The sequence below is a fragment of the Nocardioides sp. genome, from assembly GCF_044226305.1.
GTDB lineage: Bacteria > Actinomycetota > Actinomycetes > Propionibacteriales > Nocardioidaceae > Nocardioides.
Window position 1 is genome coordinate 1 of record NZ_JBGAHF010000011.1, and the last position, 18,482, is coordinate 18,482.

General features: G+C 70.2%; 11 protein-coding genes. 6 read left to right on the forward strand and 5 right to left on the reverse strand.

Translation table 11 applies throughout. The features are described from left to right. Positions 1-1,857, forward strand: a 1,857-nt coding sequence (locus tag ACILQ5_RS12930) for a vitamin B12-dependent ribonucleotide reductase (protein WP_395658416.1), incomplete at its 5' end; no start/stop codon positions are given. A 321-nt stretch (positions 1,858-2,178) separates the two neighbouring features. On the opposite strand, the gene ACILQ5_RS12935 is transcribed toward ACILQ5_RS12930, so the two are convergent. The 3 genes from ACILQ5_RS12935 to ACILQ5_RS12945 form a co-directional block, all read right to left on the reverse strand. Beyond that, complete coding sequence (locus tag ACILQ5_RS12935; protein WP_395658417.1) at positions 2,179-3,624, reverse strand: TIR domain-containing protein; 1,446 nt, start codon at positions 3,622-3,624, stop codon at positions 2,179-2,181. A 763-nt stretch (positions 3,625-4,387) separates the two neighbouring features. Next, positions 4,388-6,559 carry an MMPL family transporter gene (locus ACILQ5_RS12940; protein WP_395658418.1) on the reverse strand — a complete coding sequence of 724 codons (2,172 nt, stop codon included), beginning with the start codon at positions 6,557-6,559 and terminating at the stop codon, positions 4,388-4,390. Positions 6,560-6,665: 106 nt separating this feature from the next. Further along, positions 6,666-9,665 carry a BTAD domain-containing putative transcriptional regulator gene (locus tag ACILQ5_RS12945; protein WP_395658419.1) on the reverse strand — a complete coding sequence of 1,000 codons (3,000 nt, stop codon included), beginning with the start codon at positions 9,663-9,665 and terminating at the stop codon, positions 6,666-6,668. A 76-nt stretch (positions 9,666-9,741) separates the two neighbouring features. Between ACILQ5_RS12945 and ACILQ5_RS12950 the strand changes: the two genes are divergently transcribed. Genes ACILQ5_RS12950 through ACILQ5_RS12960 form a run of 3 tightly spaced genes read left to right on the forward strand, consistent with a single transcriptional unit; the run spans position 9,742 to position 11,381 of the window. Further along, positions 9,742-10,071, forward strand: coding sequence for a hypothetical protein (locus tag ACILQ5_RS12950; protein ID WP_395658420.1), 330 nt, complete (start codon positions 9,742-9,744; stop codon positions 10,069-10,071). Next, complete coding sequence (locus tag ACILQ5_RS12955) at positions 10,071-10,613, forward strand: hypothetical protein (RefSeq protein WP_395658421.1); 543 nt, start codon at positions 10,071-10,073, stop codon at positions 10,611-10,613. The genes ACILQ5_RS12950 and ACILQ5_RS12955 overlap by 1 nt, the downstream gene beginning before the upstream one ends. A gap of 33 nt (positions 10,614-10,646) precedes the next feature. After that, positions 10,647-11,381 (forward strand): DUF4386 family protein, encoded by a 735-nt coding sequence (locus tag ACILQ5_RS12960; protein WP_395658422.1) that lies wholly within the window; start codon positions 10,647-10,649, stop codon positions 11,379-11,381. 122 nt (positions 11,382-11,503) lie between these two features. Here ACILQ5_RS12960 and ACILQ5_RS12965 read toward each other — a convergent pair whose 3' ends face one another. Together ACILQ5_RS12965 and ACILQ5_RS12970 are read right to left on the reverse strand one after the other, a co-directional pair. Then, positions 11,504-12,877 carry a hypothetical protein gene (locus ACILQ5_RS12965; RefSeq protein ID WP_395658423.1) on the reverse strand — a complete coding sequence of 458 codons (1,374 nt, stop codon included), beginning with the start codon at positions 12,875-12,877 and terminating at the stop codon, positions 11,504-11,506. An 82-nt stretch (positions 12,878-12,959) separates the two neighbouring features. Next, positions 12,960-16,028 (reverse strand): DUF3427 domain-containing protein, encoded by a 3,069-nt coding sequence (locus ACILQ5_RS12970; protein WP_395658424.1) that lies wholly within the window; start codon positions 16,026-16,028, stop codon positions 12,960-12,962. Between the two features lie 162 nt (positions 16,029-16,190). Between ACILQ5_RS12970 and ACILQ5_RS12975 the strand changes: the two genes are divergently transcribed. Next, entirely contained in the window at positions 16,191-16,754 is a 564-nt protein-coding gene (locus tag ACILQ5_RS12975) for a DUF1269 domain-containing protein (RefSeq protein WP_395658425.1), read from the forward strand. Positions 16,755-16,867: 113 nt separating this feature from the next. After that, positions 16,868-18,394 (forward strand): M1 family metallopeptidase, encoded by a 1,527-nt coding sequence (locus tag ACILQ5_RS12980; protein ID WP_395658426.1) that lies wholly within the window; start codon positions 16,868-16,870, stop codon positions 18,392-18,394. Positions 18,395-18,482: the final 88 nt, after the last annotated feature.

The following is an 18,482-nucleotide window of genomic DNA, read 5'->3' on the forward strand; positions in this document are numbered from 1 at the left end:
CCCGAGACCGGCCGGATCACCGCGTCCAACCCGTGCTCGGAGTACATGTCGCTCGACAACTCCTCGTGCAACCTGGCGTCGCTGAACCTGCTGAAGTTCCTCAAGGACGACGACACCTTCGACGGGCCGCTGTTCGCGAAGGCCGTCGAGCTGATCATCACCGCGATGGACATCTCGATCTGCTTCGCCGACTTCCCGACCGAGGCGATCGGCAAGACCACCGTCGACTACCGCCAGCTCGGCATCGGCTACGCCAACCTCGGCGCGCTGCTGATGGCGATGGGGCTCGGCTACGACTCCGACGGCGGTCGGTCGATGGCGGCCACCATCACCTCGCTGATGACCGGCACGTCGTACAAGCGCTCGGCCGAGCTCGCCGCGGTCGTCGGCCCGTACGCCGGCTACGCCCGCAACGCCGCCGCCCACCAGCGGGTGATGCGCAAGCACCAGGCCGCCAACGACACGGTCCGCACCCTGCACGTCACCGACCGCCAGGTGCACCAGCTGGCCACCCAGGCGTGGGCCGACGTGATCGAGCTCGGCGCCAGCAACGGCTTCCGCAACGCGCAGGCCTCGGTGCTCGCCCCGACCGGCACCATCGGCTTCATGATGGACTGCGACACGACCGGCATCGAGCCGGACTTCTCGCTGGTCAAGTTCAAGAAGCTGGTCGGCGGGGGCTCGATGCAGATCGTCAACCAGACGATCCCGCGGGCGCTGCGCAAGCTGGGCTACCAGCCCGAGCAGGTCGAGGCGATCGTCGCCTACATCGCCGAGCACGGCCACGTGGTCGACGCCCCCGGCCTGAAGTCGGAGCACTACGAGATCTTCGACACCGCGATGGGCGCCCGCTCGCTCAAGCCGATGGGCCACGTCCGGATGATGGCGGCGGCCCAGCCGTTCCTCTCCGGCGCGATCTCGAAGACGGTCAACCTGCCGGAGACGGCGACCGTCGAGGAGATCGAGGAGGTCTACCTCCAGTCGTGGAAGCTCGGCCTCAAGGCCACCGCGATCTACCGCGACAACTGCAAGGTCGGCCAGCCGCTGGCCGACGGCGGCGGCAAGGCGAAGAAGGACGCGGCGGACGCCGCCGACGCACTGACCGCTGCGGCGGAGGAGGCCACCAAGGTCGTCGAGAAGATCGTCTACGCCCCGACCCGGAAGCGGCTGCCGAAGTCGCGCACCTCGCGGACCACCTCGTTCACCGTCGGTGGCGCCGAGGGCTACATGACCTCGGGTGCCCACGACGACGGCGAGCTGGGCGAGATCTTCCTCAAGCTCGGCAAGCAGGGCTCGACCCTGGCCGGCGTGATGGACGCATTCTCGATCGCGGTGTCGATCGGCCTGCAGTACGGCGTCCCGCTGGAGACCTACGTCTCGAAGTTCACCAACCTGCGCTTCGAGCCGGCCGGCCTCACCGACGACCCCGACGTGCGGATGTCGCAGTCGATCATGGACTACATCTTCCGCCGCCTGGCGCTGGACTACCTGTCCTACGAGAAGCGCGCCGCCCTGGGCATCTACTCCGCCGAGGAGCGCCAGCGCTACCTCGAGACCGGCTCCTACGAGCCGGTCGAGGAGACCGGCTCCCCGGCCGAGCTGATCGACGCCCCGGTGGTCGAGATCGTCGAGGACGCCCACGCCGAGCCCGTGGTCACCCACGACACGCACGGCTCCGACCAGCGCGAGGTCCCCGCCGAGCCCGCCAAGACCGCCCACACCAGTGCCGAGCTCCTCGAGCAGATCACCGGCCACGCGGTCGACAGCCCGCTCTGCTTCACCTGCGGCACCAAGATGCGCCCCGCCGGCTCCTGCTACGTCTGCGAGGGCTGCGGCAGCACCAGCGGCTGCAGCTGATGTCGTCAGACATGGAATGGCATCGCTGAAAGTGCCAACGATGTCCTGACCTCGGTCAGGAATGTCCAGGAATCGGTCAACGGACAATCACACGCCGAGCCCGGCCCTCAACTCGTGGGGGCCGGGCTCGTGCGGTGGTGGTGTCCCGGGATGGCCGTCGGTCTGGCGCGCGGACCGCACGCCCCATGGATTGGGTCGGCCCCGGAGCGGAGCTCAGGTGCGCTCTCTGCGTTGTGCATCGCCTACGGCACCCCGCCCAGAATGGGCGCCCCCAGGCCCGCTCCAGGTGCTGAGCCGACGGCGGATGGACGAATTCGAGCCCTACCGCTCCGCCAGCTTGCGAGAGATCACCTCTGCGTGCTCCTTCGCCTGCGCAAGGAGATCACCTGCCGTGTCGAACTCCAGGCCGCCGAGCGCACGCATCTTGTCGAACGGGGCAGGGGCCATCCCCTTCGCCCAGATTGGGAGTACCTCTCCGCGGTCGAGGCGGTCCTTGTACTGATCGGCCTCGAACAGCGTCCATCGTTTCAGGCCGTACATGTGTCCGAGCACAGCGACGACATAGCGTGAGCCCGACGCGTAGATGGGACCGAGGTACCCCTCCACGTCCTGTCCAAGGATCAGGTGCTGCTCCGCCATGTCGTAGAAGACCGCATGGCCCAGGTCCTCCAATGCATCACGCAGGTGCTCGGCGTATACACGATCCTCACGGGCGAAGGTCAGTGCCACGTCGTACCGCTCGTCGTAGTCGACCTTGGTGAAGCCGACCTCGCGGACGAAGTCCGGCCACGAGATGGACCGCAGGTAGTACACGAGCATCGGGTCCTCGACCGAGAGGATGTCGGTATCGGGGTCGAAGTGGAGGAGCTTCGCGATGTCAGGCTGGTCGCACAGACTCGCGAGGTAGCCACGGTCGCGAACCACCCCCACACTCGCCTTCTCCGTCGGATGCATGCGCATCTCGTCGGGTATGTGGATGCTCCAGGAGGCTGACTCCGCGAGCCAACGAAGGATGTGCAGGTAGGGAGCCCGGCCGCTCGGACGGAACTTCGTCCCCCGGGCAAAGGCCTTCACCGCATCACCGAAGCGCTCCTTCTGTCGTCCCACGACCCGTCGTTGGATTGAGGCATACGGCGTTGGTATCGGCGTCTTCTCATCGGGCCGCTCGATGATGCCGGCCTCCAGGCAGGCGTCCCAGCACAGCAACTGAGCGATGTAGAAGCTGCCCCTAGCGTTCTCAATGATGTGCTGACGCGCCTCGATCTCGATGTTCAGCGCGTCCTCGCCGGCCCTCACAAGCGCTTCGATCTGGCCCGGCGGCTCGGTCTCGAGCCGGACGACCTCGATGCGGTTGGCAACGTCCGGCGAGGATTCGATGAGAGCGCGGCCGGCCTCGTTAATGCCGACGATCACGAACTTCCGGGTCGGGTCCTCACGGTCGGCCGTGACTTTGAGCAGATCGGCGACCGCGCTCTTGACGCTGTCCTCCAGACGGTGAAAGTCGTCGATGACTACCGTTCCAGTGCCGCCCATCTCGGGCAGGTGAGCGATGTACTCCACGTCGCCCACGTCCCGTGCGCTCAGCATCGTGATCTTGTCGTCGAGGCCGAGGTCCTCCAGCACCTTCGTCACGGCCGTCGACTTGCCGATCCCTGACGGGCCCTCCACGATCACACCGCGTCCCGGGGTCTTCAGCGCGACCTTCAACCGGTTGAAGGCCGACGGTCGTACAAACGTGTGCGTGGGCACGCCCGACACCTTGAACACATCTTGAACCTCTAGTGCCACGGCCGGCACGATACGGCGTCGTGCCCTACGTCGGTTCGCTTCCAGCCGAACTCGGCCCAGCGTGCTCCTCCTATACGTTCCTCTTCAGACCATCGAACCGCCGCCATTCCGGGGGCGCTCTTTGGCCAACGGACCCGTCTCGATGGTCGTCTGCCACTAGGGGCCACCAACGCGCACCGACGCACCTGCCCCGCACGCGCCGAAGTGGTCAACCGTCCGCTCAAACTGACCCGCACCCAGTCTTGAGAGTCTTTCCGCCGCTTGCTAGCTCAAGCCAGAAGGGCTGTCGGGCGCGGTTACGGCACGGGTGAGCAGGACCGTCATCACGACGTGCCCATCGTCGGTCGTTGTGATCGTGTGACTTACCGGATGCCAATCGGCTAGGTGCCCTACGAGATCAGGGTGACTAGCCATATCGACGTCCAGCATGGTGGCCGCCCCAGCTGCGGGGGGAAGCCACACCGCCATTGGAAACCGCCACGTCGCCAGCTTCATTTCGTTCACGAGACCAGTATGGCTTCGCTCGCACTGAAAGTGATGGGGATGCCGCAGCCTCCTCGGCTGGAGCACGGAGCCAACGTGAACGGCTCTTTGCCCCACCCTGCTTCATGGGTTGACCACCAACCCGCGCCATACCGCCGCCTGTCGCACGCCGCTGTGATGGCCCGGGACGGCGGGAGCACGCTCTGGGCGCGTTAATGGGCCAGGCCACCAGGCCTGGCCCATCATGTGGTCGAATCGATCAGACCTTCATGAGTTCGTCCTCCTCAGGGGTCCGGCCCTCGACGTCGAGCCGCGGCACCGCCCGGTCGAGCCAGGCCGGCATCCACCAGGCGCGGTCACCCAGGAGTTCCATGGTGGCTGGGACGAGCAGCAGCCGGACGATGGTGGCGTCGATGATCACGGCCGCCGCCATCCCGATGCCGATGATCTTCAAGAAGAACTGGTCGTCGAAGATGAACGCCCCGAAGACGGCGGTCATGATGAGTGCGGCGGCGCTGATGACCTTCGCGGTGCTCGCGAGGCCGTCGGCGACGGCCCCGCTGCTGTCCCTGGTCCGCAGGTAGATCTCCCGGATCCGCGAGAGCAGGAAGACCTCGTAGTCCATCGAGAGACCGAAGAGGATCGCGAACATCATCATCGGGATGAACGCCGGGATCGGCGTCGGCGTGGTAATCCCGAAGAGCTGCCCGAACCAGCCGCCCTGCGCGGCGTAGGCAGCCACGCCGTACGCCGCCACGATCGAGACCAGGTTGAGCACCGCGGCCTTGATCGCGATCGGCAGCGAGCGGAAGACCGCGAGCAGGAAGAGGAACGCCAGGGCGATCACGGCCAGCAGGAAGTGCGGCAACCGGTCGGCGATGCTCCGGGTCTGGTCGGCGTTGGCGGCGGTGATGCCACCGACCACGACCTGGACCGACGACCCGTCGAGTGCCTGCGGCACGACCTGCTCACGGATTCGGGTCAGCAGGTCGCCGGTCGCCTCGTCCTGGGGGCTGGTCGACGGCGTCAGCGCGATCACGGCCGCGTCTCCCTCGGGGCTGGGCAGCGGCGACGACACGGCGGCCACGCCCGGAGTGGCCGCGAGCGACCTCTGCAGCCCGGTCAGCTCACCCAAGGCCTCCTCGTCACCCTCGTCGGCGACGAGCACGAACGTCCCGTTGAAGCCCTTCCCGAAGCCCTCGCTCATCAGGTCGAAGGCGCGGCGGGTGGTGAGGCTGGTCGGGTCGTTGCTCGAGTCGGGGTAGCCCAGGCGAAGCCCGGCCACCGGCAGGATCAAGACACCGATCATCAGCAGGCCGGCGACCAGCGCCGCGACGGGGTGGCGCTGCACCGTGCGGCTCCAGCGGTACCAGAAGCCAGGGCCGTCGATGCGCCTCGCGGTACGGCGGCGGGGCAGCCCGAGCCGGTCGATCCGGGTGCCGGTGAAGCTCAGCAGGGCCGGCAGCAGGGTGACCGCGGCGAGCAGCACGGCGAGCACGGTCAGCACCGAGGCGCCGACGACGCCGGGGATGTAGGGCTGCGCCATGGTCAACATGCCGACCAGCGACACCACGACCGTGACGCCGGCGAACATCACGGAGCGGCCGGCGGTGGTCATCGCGGTGCGGATCGCGGTCGGCACGTCGGCGCCGTCTGCGAGCTCGCTGCGGTAGCGGGTGACGATGAGCAGGGCGTAGTCGATGCCGACCCCGAGGCCGATCATCGCGGCGACCGAGGTCGCCCACTCGGGGACGTCGACGAGGTTGGCCAGCAGCATCGAGCCGGTCAGGCCGACACCCACGCCGAAGATCGCGGTCGCCAGCGGCAGTCCTGCGGCGACCAGCGAACCGAAGACCAGGAACAGGATGATCGCCGCGACGAGCAGGCCGGGTCCCTCGGCGCCGAAGCTGGCGGACTCGGCGTTCTCGATCCCGCGACCGGCGAGTTCGACGGTCACGCCGGCGTCGCGGGCCTGCTCGGCGAGCTCGATCATCCGCGCGCCCTCCTCGCCCGGGAAGCGGGCGCCGGTGACGTCGAGCTGGAGCGTCGCGTAGCCGATGGTTCCGTCCGAGGAGACCTGGAGTGGAGCGCTGCCGTCCCAGGGTGACGCGACGGAGACGACGTGCGGGAGACCGGCGTAGGTCGCGATCAGGGGCGCGACGACGCGCCGGACCTCGGCCGAGGTGGCGCCATCCTCGGACTGGACGACGACGGTGATGGTGTCGCCGGCCTGGGTGGGGAACCGCTCCTGGAGCAGGTCGACCGCGGCCTTCGAGTCGGTGCCCGGAGAGAGGAACTCCTGCTTGTACTCGCCGCCGCGACCCATCGCGAGCGCGGTCAGGGCGACGAGCCCGACGACCCAGGCGATCACGACGACCGCTCGGTGCCGGGTGGACCAGGCCGTGACCCGGGCCAGAGAGACGCGTTCCATCATGACTGCCTACTTTCGGAGGGGGAGGCTCCCTCGCTCCCCGGTGGGAGGAGCATCGACAGCGGCGCTGACGCGGTGCTGACGGCAGGCTGACGCCGGGGCGGTCTCAGCCGAGCAGCGCCCGCGCTGCGACGGCGTCGTAGCGCTCGGTGTGGTCGATGAGGTACGCCGCCTGCGCCATCTCGTCGTCCGCAGCGGCCAGCCGCTCGCCGGCGGTCGTCCGGTCACCGGCCTCGGCAGCCACCCGGGCGAGCCCGTCGAGTGCGGCGATCACGGACTCGGTGTCGCCGGACTCCCGGGCCTCGGCCAGCTCGGCCGCGAGGGCGTCGGCGTCGCCGACGACGGAGGCCAGCTCGATCCGGCTGGCCCGCTCATGGTCGCCACCGCCGGAGTCGGCGTACCAGCCGACGTTCTCCTCGAGGAGCACGCGGGCGTCGTCGACGGATCCCTCGAGGCGCAGCAGCTGGGCGCGGTGGAAGCGGACCGAGGCGCCGAGCCGACCGTCCGCGACCGCGGCCGCCTCGGTCGCGGCCTGCTCGAAGGTGGCGCGGGCACGCGGGTCGCCGGTGCGGGCCAGCACCCGGGCCAGTGAGACGCGGTGCAGCGCGGCCTGCCCCTGGAAGCCGAGTCGTACGGCAGCGTCGGCCGCGCCCTCGAAGCCGACCGCGGCGTCGGCGTACCGTCCCTCGGCCTGGGCGAGCCCGCCGAGGATCCCTTGCGCGTGGACCTGCGCCCACGCATCGCCACTCGGGCCGAGCAGGTCGACGGCCTCGGTCGCCGCGGCCCGGGCGGCCGGGGCGTCGCCCATCATCAGGGCGCCGTACGCCGACAGCAAGAGCGCGGTCGATGCGGACCAGCCGAGCGGCGGGGTCTCGCGGAGCAGGGCCAGCGCGTCGGCGGCGGAGGCGCGGACCTGGTCGGGTCGGCCCTGCTGGATGGCGAGGAAGGCCCGGTGGTTGTGGACGTCGGCCCGCATCGCCCGGTCCCCGGTCTGGAGGGCGAGGTCCGCGGCGGTGTGGAGGTCGGCGTCCGCGAGCACCAGGTCGCCGGTGGAGGTCTCGAGCCAGCCGGCCATGAGCCCGGCGCGGATCCGGTCGGTCACCGGTGCGTCCGGTCCGACGGCACCCCGGACGCGGGTCGCGCCGGCGGTACCGTCGCCGAGCACCACCCAGACCCAGGCGAGGCCGAGCGCGATCCGCCGGCCGAGCTCGGGGGCTTGCTCGCGGGTCCAGGCCAGGGCGGCGTCGACGTCGGCGCGCTCGGCGCGCGCGAATGCAAGGCAGGCGGACTGGTCCGCGGTGCGCACGTGCGCCTCGCACCAGTCGGCTCGGTCGGCATACCACTCGGCGTGGGCGGCGGCCGCGGCCGGAGCCAGCCCGGCCTCATCGAGCTTGGCAGCGGCGAGCGCCTTGACACTGTCGAGGAGGCGATAGCGGCTCTCGGGTTCGGCGTCGGTGTCGAGGGTGACCAGCGACCGGTCGACGAGGCGGGTCACGACGTCGAGCACCGAGCCGGCCGGCACCGACAGCGCGGTGAGGACCCGTTCGAGCGCGTCGATCGTGGCACCGCCGGCGAAGCAGGAGAGCGCCCAGAGTCCACGCTGGTCGTCGGGGAACAGCAGCTCGTAGCTCCAGTCGAGGGCGGCCTGGAGCGCGCGCCGGCGCTCGGGAACCCGACTGCCCGGGTCGCGCAGGAGGGCGAAGCGGTCGTCGAGGCGCCGGGCGATCTCCTCGACCGGGAGCGACCGGACCCGCGCAGCGGCGAGCTCGATCGCCAGCGGCAGGCCGTCGAGCGCCTGGCACACCTCCTCGACGACGGCCTCGTTGTCGTCGTCGACGATGAACCCCTTGCGCATCCGGCGGGCACGCTGGGAGAAGAGCTCGACCGAGTCCTGCTGCGAGAGCGGGGCGAGCGGGTGCACGTCCTCGTCCTCGAGGCCCAGGGGCGTCTGGCTGGTGGCGAGCACACGCAGGACGGGGACGTCGTCGAGCAGGCTGCGCACGAGGTCGGCGACAGCGTCGATCACGTGCTCGCAGTTGTCGAGGAGCAGCAGAGTCTCGGCCCCCGAGAGCCGTTCGCGCAGGGCGGCTGCCCCGCCGGAGACGTGCAGCGTCTCGGCCACGACTAGGGTCAGGTCGGCGGTCGCGTCGACCGTGTCGAAGCGGACCAGCCACGCTCCACCGGGAGCGACGGCGTGGGCGGCCACCTCGCTGGCAAGGCGGGTCTTGCCGACGCCGGCGGGCCCGACCAGGGTCACGAGGCGCTGGGACGTCACGGCGTCGGTGAGCGCCACCAGATCCTCGGCCCGGCCGACCAGCGGGGTGGTCAACGACCCGACGTTGCCCGGCCGCACCAGGGTCGCGGCGCGTCGGCCACCATCCAGGTCGGCGCTCTGCTCGAGCACCTGCCGCTCGACTGCGCGCAGCTCGGGGCCCGGGTCGATGCCGAGCTCGGTGACCAGGTGACGCCGTACCCGCCCGTACGCCGCGAGCGCGTCCGCCTGCCGCCCGGCCCGGTAGAGCGCCGTGACGAGCGCGACCCAGAGCCGCTCGCGCAGCGGCTGCTCCTCGACCAGCCGCTCGAGCTCGGCGACCAGCTCGCCGCCGGAGCCCAGGTCGACGCGGGCCGCCATCAGCGTCTCGACCAGCCGCCAGCGGGTCTCCTCGAGGCGGGTGCGGTGGGGTGCGGCCCAGGGGCCGGCCAGGGCGAGCACCTCGCCGGCGTACAGGTCGAGCCCGGCGCGGGCGTGCGCGACGGTCGCCGCGTGGTCGCCGGCCTCGCGGGCCTCGTCGGCGGTCGCGGCGAGCTCGACCGCCCGGACCGCGTCGACCGCGTCGCGCGGCACGTCGAGGACGTAGGCGTCGCCGGTGCCGCGGACGACGTCCTTGTCAGCGAGCGCGCGGCGGAGCTGGGAGACCTTGGACTGCAGAGTGTTGCGCGCCGTGGGCTCGGACCACAGGTCCTCGACCAGCACATCGACGCGGACCGGGACACCGGGGTCGATCGCCAGGCGCGCCAGCAGCTCCGTCGTCTTTCCAGCCGGGAGCCCCACCGGTGACCCGTCCCGGGTTGCCTCGACAGGGCCCAGGAGGGCGATGGCGAGCATGGAGGAACTGTAGGGGGCGCGAGTCGCATCAGGCAGCCGTCAGCGTGCCGTCAGCGCCGCTCGCCACTGTCGTGCCATGAACCACGGCCCCACCGAGTCACCTCTCGTCCTCCGCCTGGTCGGTGGCGATCCCGCCGCCCGGCAGGAGGTCGTCGACGCACTACCCACCAGCACCTCGATCGACCTGCTCGTCGCCGGCGCCGTCATCACCGGCACCCGCACCCCGCTCGACCGCGCCGGCGACCTCGCCAGCGCGTCGCGCGACCGCCAGTTGGTCGCGCTGGCCGCCGCCCACCTGGACGGCCGGACCGAGGTCTTCGATGCCCTGGTCCGCGACCACCTCTCGACCTACCCCGACCACCTCCTGGCGGCCTGGATCGCCGCCCGCACCCCGAGGAGCACCTGATGAGCTCGACCCCTACCCGCACCGCCCTGCGCTGGCTCGCCTCGTTCACCGGCTTCCCGCTCGGCGGGCTCGCCGCGATGGTCCTCGTCGGTCCCGTCGACAGCGTCGCAACCGCCGCGGCCGGTGGGCTCGTCACCGGCGCGGTGCTCGGCACAGTGCAGGGATGGGCGATGCGGGCAGACCGGCGTACTGCGGCGGCCTGGTCCGCCACGACCGCTCTCGGCCTCGCCGTCGGGCTTGCCCTCGGCAGCAGCCTGGTCGGCTTCGACACCACGATGGCTGCCCTGGCCGTCCAGGGGATCGTCTCCGGCGCCTTCGTCGGCGCCGCTCAGGCCGGCCTGCTGCACCGACGCCTCGGGCGGCTCGCGATCGCGTGGCCGGCGTACCTCGCCGGCGCCTGGGCGCTCGGCTGGACCATCACCACCGCCATCGGCGTCGAGGTCGACGAGCAGTTCACCGTCTTCGGCTCCGCGGGCGCCGTCACCGTCGCCGCGCTCACCACCGTCCTCCCCACGCTCCTCGTCCGCCGCGACGCGAGCTGAACCACCACCACACCCACCCGGAAGGAACTCACCATGACCACCACCGCCACCACCACCCCGACCCTCAGCCCCGAGTCACGCCGCGACGCCCGCCGCGCCGCCATCGCCCTCGGCGGTGCTTCCCTGCTGGCGATCGCCGGCTTCACCGTGCTGGGCTCGGTCTTCGAGTACCCCCAGATCCTCGACGAGCCGACCGCCGACGTCCTCGCGCTCTTCCGCGAGCACCAGGCGACCGTCACCACCTGGTTCGCGATCCTCGCCATCGGCTCCGCCCTGATGGCACCCGCCGGCATCTGGCTCGGCCGCATCGCGGGCGGCACCCTGGGCCGTTGGATCGCCGGCCTCGGCATCGCAGCCGCCGTCGTCCAGGTCGTCGGCCTCCAGCGCTGGGTCACGCTCGTCCCCGGCATCGCCGACGACGCCCTCGACCCTGCCCAGCGCGCCGACGCCGAGGACCGATTCGAGCTCTTCCACACCGTGCTCGGCCAGGCCATCGGCGAGACCCTCGGCTACGCCTTCACCGCCGCCTTCACGGTGCTCGTCGTCATCGCCCTGCGCCGCACCGTCCTGCCGACCTGGCTCGCCGTGACCGGCTATGTCTCCGCCGGCCTGATCGCGACCGGCGTCATCATCCCGCTCGTGGAGCCGGCCAGCCTCACCAACTTCGCCGGCTACGTCCTCTGGTGCGCCTGGCTCCTCGCCTTCGCAGCAGTCCTCGTTCGCGCCACGCGGCAGCCGCGCACGACCAACGGAGCGAGCGACGCGTGAGAGCGCCGACCGCGTGGATGTCCCCACCACCACTTCTTCAACTCAGTGACGGGTCGGTGCGTCTTTCCGCAAGTGTCCTCCATCGTGGGAACGACAGCACGCACAAGTCGGCGAGAACCTGGTCAGGCGGACACGCCGAGATGTCGTTCGATGTTGTCGAGGGCGCGTTGGAGGTCGGCGCCGTTGATGAGTGTCTCGGCGGTGTCCGGATCGAGGGAGTGGGTGCCGGTGGCGTCGACCTGTCGGTAGAGCCCGTGGGGGGTGCGCCAGACGTAGTCGTCCGGCCCGAGTTGTCGGAGCAGGTAGGGCAGGTGGGTCTTGGCCCGGTGGTGGGTGCGTCCGAGCGGGGCGGCGTTGTGGTCGCCAGTCTGTCCGTCGGGTCCGGTGGGGTCGTATTCGATCGGGTGGTCGATGTCGAGGCGGCGGCTGACGCGGCTGGCGTGGGGGAAGGTCTCGCCGATGGTGCGGAGGTGGGCGCGTTCCTTGACGGCTTCGGGGTGCTCGTAGGCGGTGACCCGGACGACCTCGGCGAGGTCGATGACGGGCTTGAGCTCGACGTGGCTGTGGCCGAGGAGTCGACGGACCTGGTCGAGCAGCAGCGGGCCGATCTCCTCGACCCGGGCCACGCCCCAGCGATGCAGGGCGGCTTCGTGGAGGTGGATGTGCAGGACCGTGCGGGAGCGCCGGCGGACGCGCCGCCGCGGTGCAGGCGTGTCAGGGTCGGAGGGGGCGAGGAGGTCGGCGACCTTCTCGGGGTGCGCGAGCCAACCGAAGGCCTCGGCGCGCAGCTCGTCGCGGCTGGCGTCGGTGGGCAGGTGGGGGACCAGGTCGCGGCGGCGGTCGAGGCGCTCGGCAACCTGGTTGACGGTGTCCTCGATGAACTGGGCCGGGCCGGCTTCGATCCGGGCGATGACGTGGCACAGTCCCTGCTCGTCGACGCGGGAGCGGCCGACGTAGCGCTTGCGGAGCTCGGCCTCGAGGCGCTCGGCGTAGCCGCCGGGATCGGCCTCGATCACCTTGGCCTGGACCAACTCCAGCACGCGGGCGGGTGACTCCCCGGCGATGGCGTCGGCAAGCGCCGCGTCGACCAACCCGACCTGGAACCGGTCCAGGCGTCGGGACAAGGAGGCGGCGCGGCGGGCCAGCCAGGGCTCGCACCCGCCGGCCGTGACGACGGCCCAGGTCCGGGGCAGCCGGTGGCGCAGGTCGAGGGCGTCGGCCATCGTCGCGCGGACGGCCAGGGTGTGGACCTGTCGGGCGATGGCTAGCTCGGGCAGGCTGAGCTCCTGGACCAGCGGCGTGCCGTCCCCGCCGATCTCGACCAGCCGGTCCTCACCCCGCCACCGCCCCTCGCCCCGGCGCGGGTCAGCAGCGTGCAGGTCGGCCCACCGGCAGACCAGCAGCAGGTCCTCGACCTCGGCGGCACGCCGGGTCCGCAGCGCCGACTCGGCGGCTGCGAGCGTCGCAGCCGGGTCCAGATCGTCGACGGAGGACATGACCTGACGATACACGAACAACTGTTCGAATACAATCACCTGGCTGATGTCGTCGCGCGAAGACTGACGTACGCCCGTGGGCTCAGGAGACGGCCACGGTCGCCGCCTGGAAGAAGTCGCTCGGCATGGCGTGCGCAAGTCTCCAGGTGATGGCGATGGGACGTTCGCCCTGGTGGCTGACGTAGTGCACCGGACCGAGGAAGAGGTACGGCGCCGTCCCGAACTCGTCCTGTTGGGACTCGCGCACGAACATCAGCACGTTGCTGGAGCCGTCGAGATAGCGCTGCCCCGTCGGGGAGGCGACGGTCGTGACGTTCTGTGATTCCCAATGGAAGAGGGTCGGACTGATCGGGTAGTCGCGGTACATCGTGGTGGGCGAGTAGTCGGCCTCGGACTTCTTGAGCGTCGCCATCAGGAGGTCGGCGTTCGCCTCCGCGGCGTAGGCCACGCCCTGCATGAGGCTCGTCGGCTTCCTCTCCAACGAGGCGTAGTCCACTGCGGCGAGGATCTCCTCACGCTGATAGCGGGCATGTGTGCGGAGGGGGTACGCCGTGAGCGGTCCGCCGACGGCCGTCGTCACGTGGCCGGCCCGATCGAGGCCCATCGCGATGATCGCGGCCAGTTCGTCGCGGACGGCCTGCTCAGCGCGAAGGGATTCCAGACCGTCGTCGTACGAGCTGAACCCACCGCCGTCGGGCCAGAGCGAGAAGAACAGCATGCGCGCGTAGCGCCGATCCGCTTCGGGTAGGTAGCGGTACGTCGGGGAGTCGTCGCGAAGGAGCCGCAGGTAGGCGCGAGCCCGGTCGGGGTCGTCGACGTGGGCAAGCGCGCGTCCTCGCTTCGCGAGCTTGACCGCGCCCTCGCCGCGGACTCGAACGGGAAGGCCGGCGTCGACCCGCAACTGCGTCCAGGACTTCTGACCACCTCGTAGAACGTCGGGGAGGGTCAGGCCGGAGCGGGTGAGGAAGTCGGGAAGACCCGTGTCGCCGATGTGGCGCAGGTCCTGGACGACCTGCGGCCAGCGACGGGAGACCTGCGACTTCACGTTCTCGAGGATCAGGGCCTGGGACACCCGGTCCAGCACGATCTGGCTTCCCGATGGGAGGAACGGGAAGCTCTCCTGGATGTCCTTCACAAGCTCGCCGCGAGCGCGACCGGTCAGGGCCCGAAGCTTCGCGTCCCAGCGAAACTCGCCCCGCTGGTGACCGACGAAGTCGAGCGCGGTCAGGACTGCCTTGTCGCGGGTACGCCGCAGACCGCGGCCGAACTGCTGGAGGAAGACGGTCGCACTCTCGGTCGGGCGCAGGAAGAGCACGGTGTCGACCTCGGGGATGTCGAGGCCCTCGTTGAACAGGTCGACCGCGAAGAGGATGTTGATCCTGCGGGCTCGCAGATCGGCAAGCGCCCGCTGCCGATCCGCCTGCGATGTGTCGCCGCTGACGGCGGCTGCCGTGATGCCTGCCTCCGTGAAGACCCGTGCCATGTAGTGGGCGTGCGCAACGCTGACGCAGAATCCGAGGGCGCGCATCGCGCCGAGATCGGAGACCTTGTCCTCGAGCTCCCGGAGGACGACGGCTGCTCGCGCGTCATTGCCGGTGTAGACCCTGTCGAGCTCGCCCTCGTCGTAGCGTCCGCGCCTCCAGCTGATGCTCGAGAGGTCGGTGTTGTCAGCGACAGCGAAGTAGTGGAACGGGCAGAGCAGATCCGACTCGAGCGCGTCCCACAGCCGCAGCTCCGAGGCGATGCGGCCGTCGAAGAAGTCGCGGACGTCCATGCCGTCGGCGCGCTCGGGTGTCGCGGTCAAGCCCAGCAGTTCTCTCGGCGTGAGGTGGTCGAGGATCCGCCGGTACGTCGGCGCCTCAGCGTGGTGAAACTCGTCGATGACGACGATCTCGAAGGCGTCCGGCGGGAGGTTCTGGATTCCGTGCGAGTTGAGCGACTGCACGCTGGCGAAGACGTGGCGGCCGCGCTCCGGGCGCGTTCCGCCAACCCATAGCTCTCCGAAGTTCGCGTCGGTCATGACCTCGCGGTACGTGCGTAGCGACTGCTCCAGGATCTCCCTGCGGTGAGCGACGAAGAGGAGGCTCGGTGGGCCACCGGCGTCGGGCCGGGCGAGCCGCTGGTAGTCGAGCGCGGCCAACACTGTCTTGCCGGTGCCCGTCGCGGCCACGACCAGGTTGCGGTGTCGACCGTGGACGGTTCGCTCGACGTCGATCTCGTCGAGCATGGCCTGTTGGTAGACGTAGGGGCGGACCTCGAGGCCGGAGAGCGTGATGGTGACGCGATCGTTGCTGCCCCCGCCACGTGCTTCCAGCAAGGCGTCATCCAGCCGGTCGCGATCCCGGTCGGGGTCGTAGCGCTCGAAGCTGCCGTCGTTCCAGTAGGAGTCGAACGTCGCCTCGAACTTGTGCAGCAGGCTCGGGGTCGCGACGCTGGAGAGTCGAACGTTCCACTCGACGCCGTCGAGCAGCGCGGCGCGGGACAGGTTCGACGACCCGACGTACGCCGTGTCGTAGCCGGTGTTGCGCCGAAACAGCCAGGCCTTCGCGTGGAGTCGCGTCCGCTGGGCGTCGTACTGCACCCGCACCTCGGCGCCGAACTCGCGGACCAGCCGGTCCAACGCCCGCCGCTCGGTTGATCCGAGGTAGGTCGTCGTGACGACGCGAAACGGGACGCCCGCGTCGCGTAGACCACGGAGGTCCTGCTCGAGAAGTCGGACGCCGTGCCAGCGGACGAAGGCACACAGGAGGTCGACGGAGTCGGCTGACGTCATCTCTGCTCGCAGCTCGGCTGCCAGGCTCGGCTCGTCCGGAGCGTTCGTGAGCAGTGCGGCTTCAGAGAGTGGTGTCTTGGGCCTGCTCTGATAGCGGACGGCGCTCGGCGGCGTGAGCGACGCGAGCTGGCGGACAGGTGGATCCACTACTTCGCCTGAGTCCAGTGCCTCGAGAAGCGCGTTGACGATGGCAACTCGCTGCTCACGGTCTCGTGTGCCCTCGAGGTGCCGGCGAACGACCTCGGCCACGTGCCGGGCAACCACGTGGGGCTCGTCGGCCGCGTCGACGGCCAGCTCCGCAGCGGTCAAGTTGCTCACGAGTTCGAGGCGGGTTCGAAGGTCCGCCGTCAGCAGTGACTCGTAGAGACCCTCATCCATCGGTGCAGCTTGTCAGGCCGACCGGAGCCGCGGCGGTAGGTAGCAGCTGGGGAGGTCAGTGTCGTCGTGGACGCAACCGCGGGTCCACCCGTACCGGGTGATCCCTGGCGGCACCGGCCGTTCCAGAGTGAGGACTCCACCACGAATCAAGGAGTTCTGCACATGACCGACGAGAGCAACACCCCCGACCTCGAGATGAGCGCGGCCGCCGTCACCGACGGTGCCTACACGCTGCTCGTCGCGGACTTCAGCGACACCAGCCTCGCCTGGGAGGCCTACGAGGCCCTCAAGTCGGTCGAGGACGGGCGCACGGTCGAGATCGAGGGCGTCATCGTGGTGAGCCGCTCGGCCGAGGGCAAGCTCGAGGTCCAGAAGGCGACCGACCACAGCACGAAGTCCGGGCTCAAGTGGGGCATCGTCGGCGGTATCGCTCTGGGCGTGATCTTCCCGCCCTCGATCCTCGGCAGCGCCGCAGTCGTCGGCGGCGCCGGCGCCCTCACCGGCAAGCTGCGCCAGCGCCACCACCACAAGGAGCTCGAGCAGCAGCTCGAGAACGCCATCCCGCCGGGCCACTCCGGCCTGCTCGCCCTGGTCTCGGACCCCGGCGCCGTCAAGATCCGCAAGGCGCTGGAGCGCGCCGACGCGATCGTGTCGTCCGCCATCGACAAGGTCGAGGCGGACGACATCAAGGCGGCCGCCAAGGAGGCCCAGGAGGCCGAGGCCTGAGCGTGCGCCGGCCGGCGGCGGGATCCCCGTCGCCGGCTGTCAGGGCCTTGTGATTGTCTAGCCGAGTGGGTCACATCACCGAAGGTGACCGGACTTTCTCGGGAGGATGAGACATGGCTTCACACACACGCGCACGGCGTACCGCGGTCGCCGTCGGGCTGGCGCTGCTGCTGCCCGTCGGCGTCGCGCAGGCGGTGCCCGCCGGCGGCGGGACGGAGGGGGCGCGCGGGATCGGCGACCCCTACTACCCGAACTACGGCAACGGCGGCTACGACGTCGACCACTACGGCATCCACGTGTCCTACGTGCCGAAGACCGACCGGCTCGCCGGCCGGACCAAGATACGGGCGCACACGACGCAGGAGCTGTCGCGCTTCAACCTCGACTTCGTGCTGCCGGTGAAGAGCGTCGAGGTCAACCACCGGAAGGCCACCTTCACCCAGGGCAAGCACGAGCTGGTGGTGACGCCGAAGACGGCGCTGCCGGCCGACAAGGTGATGATCGTCGAGGTGAAGTACGCCGGCGTGCCCGGCAAGATCCGCTCCGAGGGCATCAAGCCGTGGATCCGCACGCTGGACGGCGTCGCCGCCGTGGGCGAGCCGGAGATCGCGGCCTGGTGGTACCCCTCCAACGACCACCCCCGCGACAAGGCGACCTACGACGTGCACGTCACCGTCGCCAAGAGCCTCGAGGTCCTCGGCAACGGCCGCCTGGTCTCGGACAAGGTCCGGCACGGCAAGCGCAGCTGGCACTGGCGCGAGCTCAGCCCGATGGCGCCGTACCTCGCCTTCTTCGTCGTCGGCCAGTTCGACATCACCAGGTCGAAGTCCGACGGGCTCCCGGTGATCACCGCCGTCGCGGCGAACGGTGGCAGCGAGGGCAGGTACGCCGCGCGCGACCTGGCCCGCACACCGAAGGTGATCCGCTTCGAGTCCCGGCAGTTCGGCGCCTACCCGTTCTACTCGATGGGTGGCGTCGCCCCCGCGGCCGACTTCGGGTTCGCCCTCGAGAACCAGACCCGCCCGGTCTACACCCGCGGGTTCTGGAGCCAGGGTCCGAACATCTACGTCGTCGTCCACGAGCTCGCCCACCAGTGGTACGGCGACTCGGTGTCGGTCGAGAACTGGCGCGACATCTGGCTCAACGAGGGCTTCGCGAGCTTCGCGGAGTGGCTCTGGTCGGAGAAGCACGGCGACGGGACCGCGAAGCAGCTGTTCCGCCAGTACTGGAACTACTACAGCGGTGCCGACGACTTCTGGAAGGTCAAGATCGGTGACCCGGGGGCGCACAACGAGTTCAACGGCGCGGTCTACGACCGCGGCGCGATGACGCTGCAGGCGCTGCGCACCCGGATCGGCGACGACGACTTCATGACCGTCCTGCGCGACTGGGCCGCCGACCGCAAGTACGGCAACGGCTCGGTCCCCGAATTCATCGAGCTCGCCGAGACCGTGTCCGGCGAGGACCTCGCGTCGTTCTTCGACGCCTGGCTCTACACCGCGCACCGCCCTGCGGTCACCGAGGAGAACGGTTTCCCGCCGGGCTTCGACCCGCGCTCGTCCGCGCGCGTCGCCGTCCCGGCCTCGTGGGCGACGATCCAGCACACCCACGCCGTGCTGAACCGGCTCGAGCGGAAGTGACCACGGTGCCCGGGTCGGCCTCAGGTCGACCCGGGCACCGCACCGCTCGACGAGGACTTCTCATGGACGCGACGTACCGTCCACACGT

Coding starts and splice junctions, on each gene's coding strand:
- ACILQ5_RS12940 (WP_395658418.1), bottom strand. CDS start 6,559: ATGGAACGCGTCTCTCTGGCCCGGGTCACGGCCTGGTCCACCCGGCAC.
- ACILQ5_RS12945 (WP_395658419.1), bottom strand. CDS start 9,665: ATGCTCGCCATCGCCCTCCTGGGCCCTGTCGAGGCAACCCGGGACGGG.
- ACILQ5_RS12950 (WP_395658420.1), top strand. CDS start 9,742: ATGAACCACGGCCCCACCGAGTCACCTCTCGTCCTCCGCCTGGTCGGT.
- ACILQ5_RS12955 (WP_395658421.1), top strand. CDS start 10,071: ATGAGCTCGACCCCTACCCGCACCGCCCTGCGCTGGCTCGCCTCGTTC.
- ACILQ5_RS12960 (WP_395658422.1), top strand. CDS start 10,647: ATGACCACCACCGCCACCACCACCCCGACCCTCAGCCCCGAGTCACGC.
- ACILQ5_RS12965 (WP_395658423.1), bottom strand. CDS start 12,877: ATGTCCTCCGTCGACGATCTGGACCCGGCTGCGACGCTCGCAGCCGCC.
- ACILQ5_RS12970 (WP_395658424.1), bottom strand. CDS start 16,028: ATGGATGAGGGTCTCTACGAGTCACTGCTGACGGCGGACCTTCGAACC.
- ACILQ5_RS12975 (WP_395658425.1), top strand. CDS start 16,191: ATGACCGACGAGAGCAACACCCCCGACCTCGAGATGAGCGCGGCCGCC.
- ACILQ5_RS12980 (WP_395658426.1), top strand. CDS start 16,868: ATGGCTTCACACACACGCGCACGGCGTACCGCGGTCGCCGTCGGGCTG.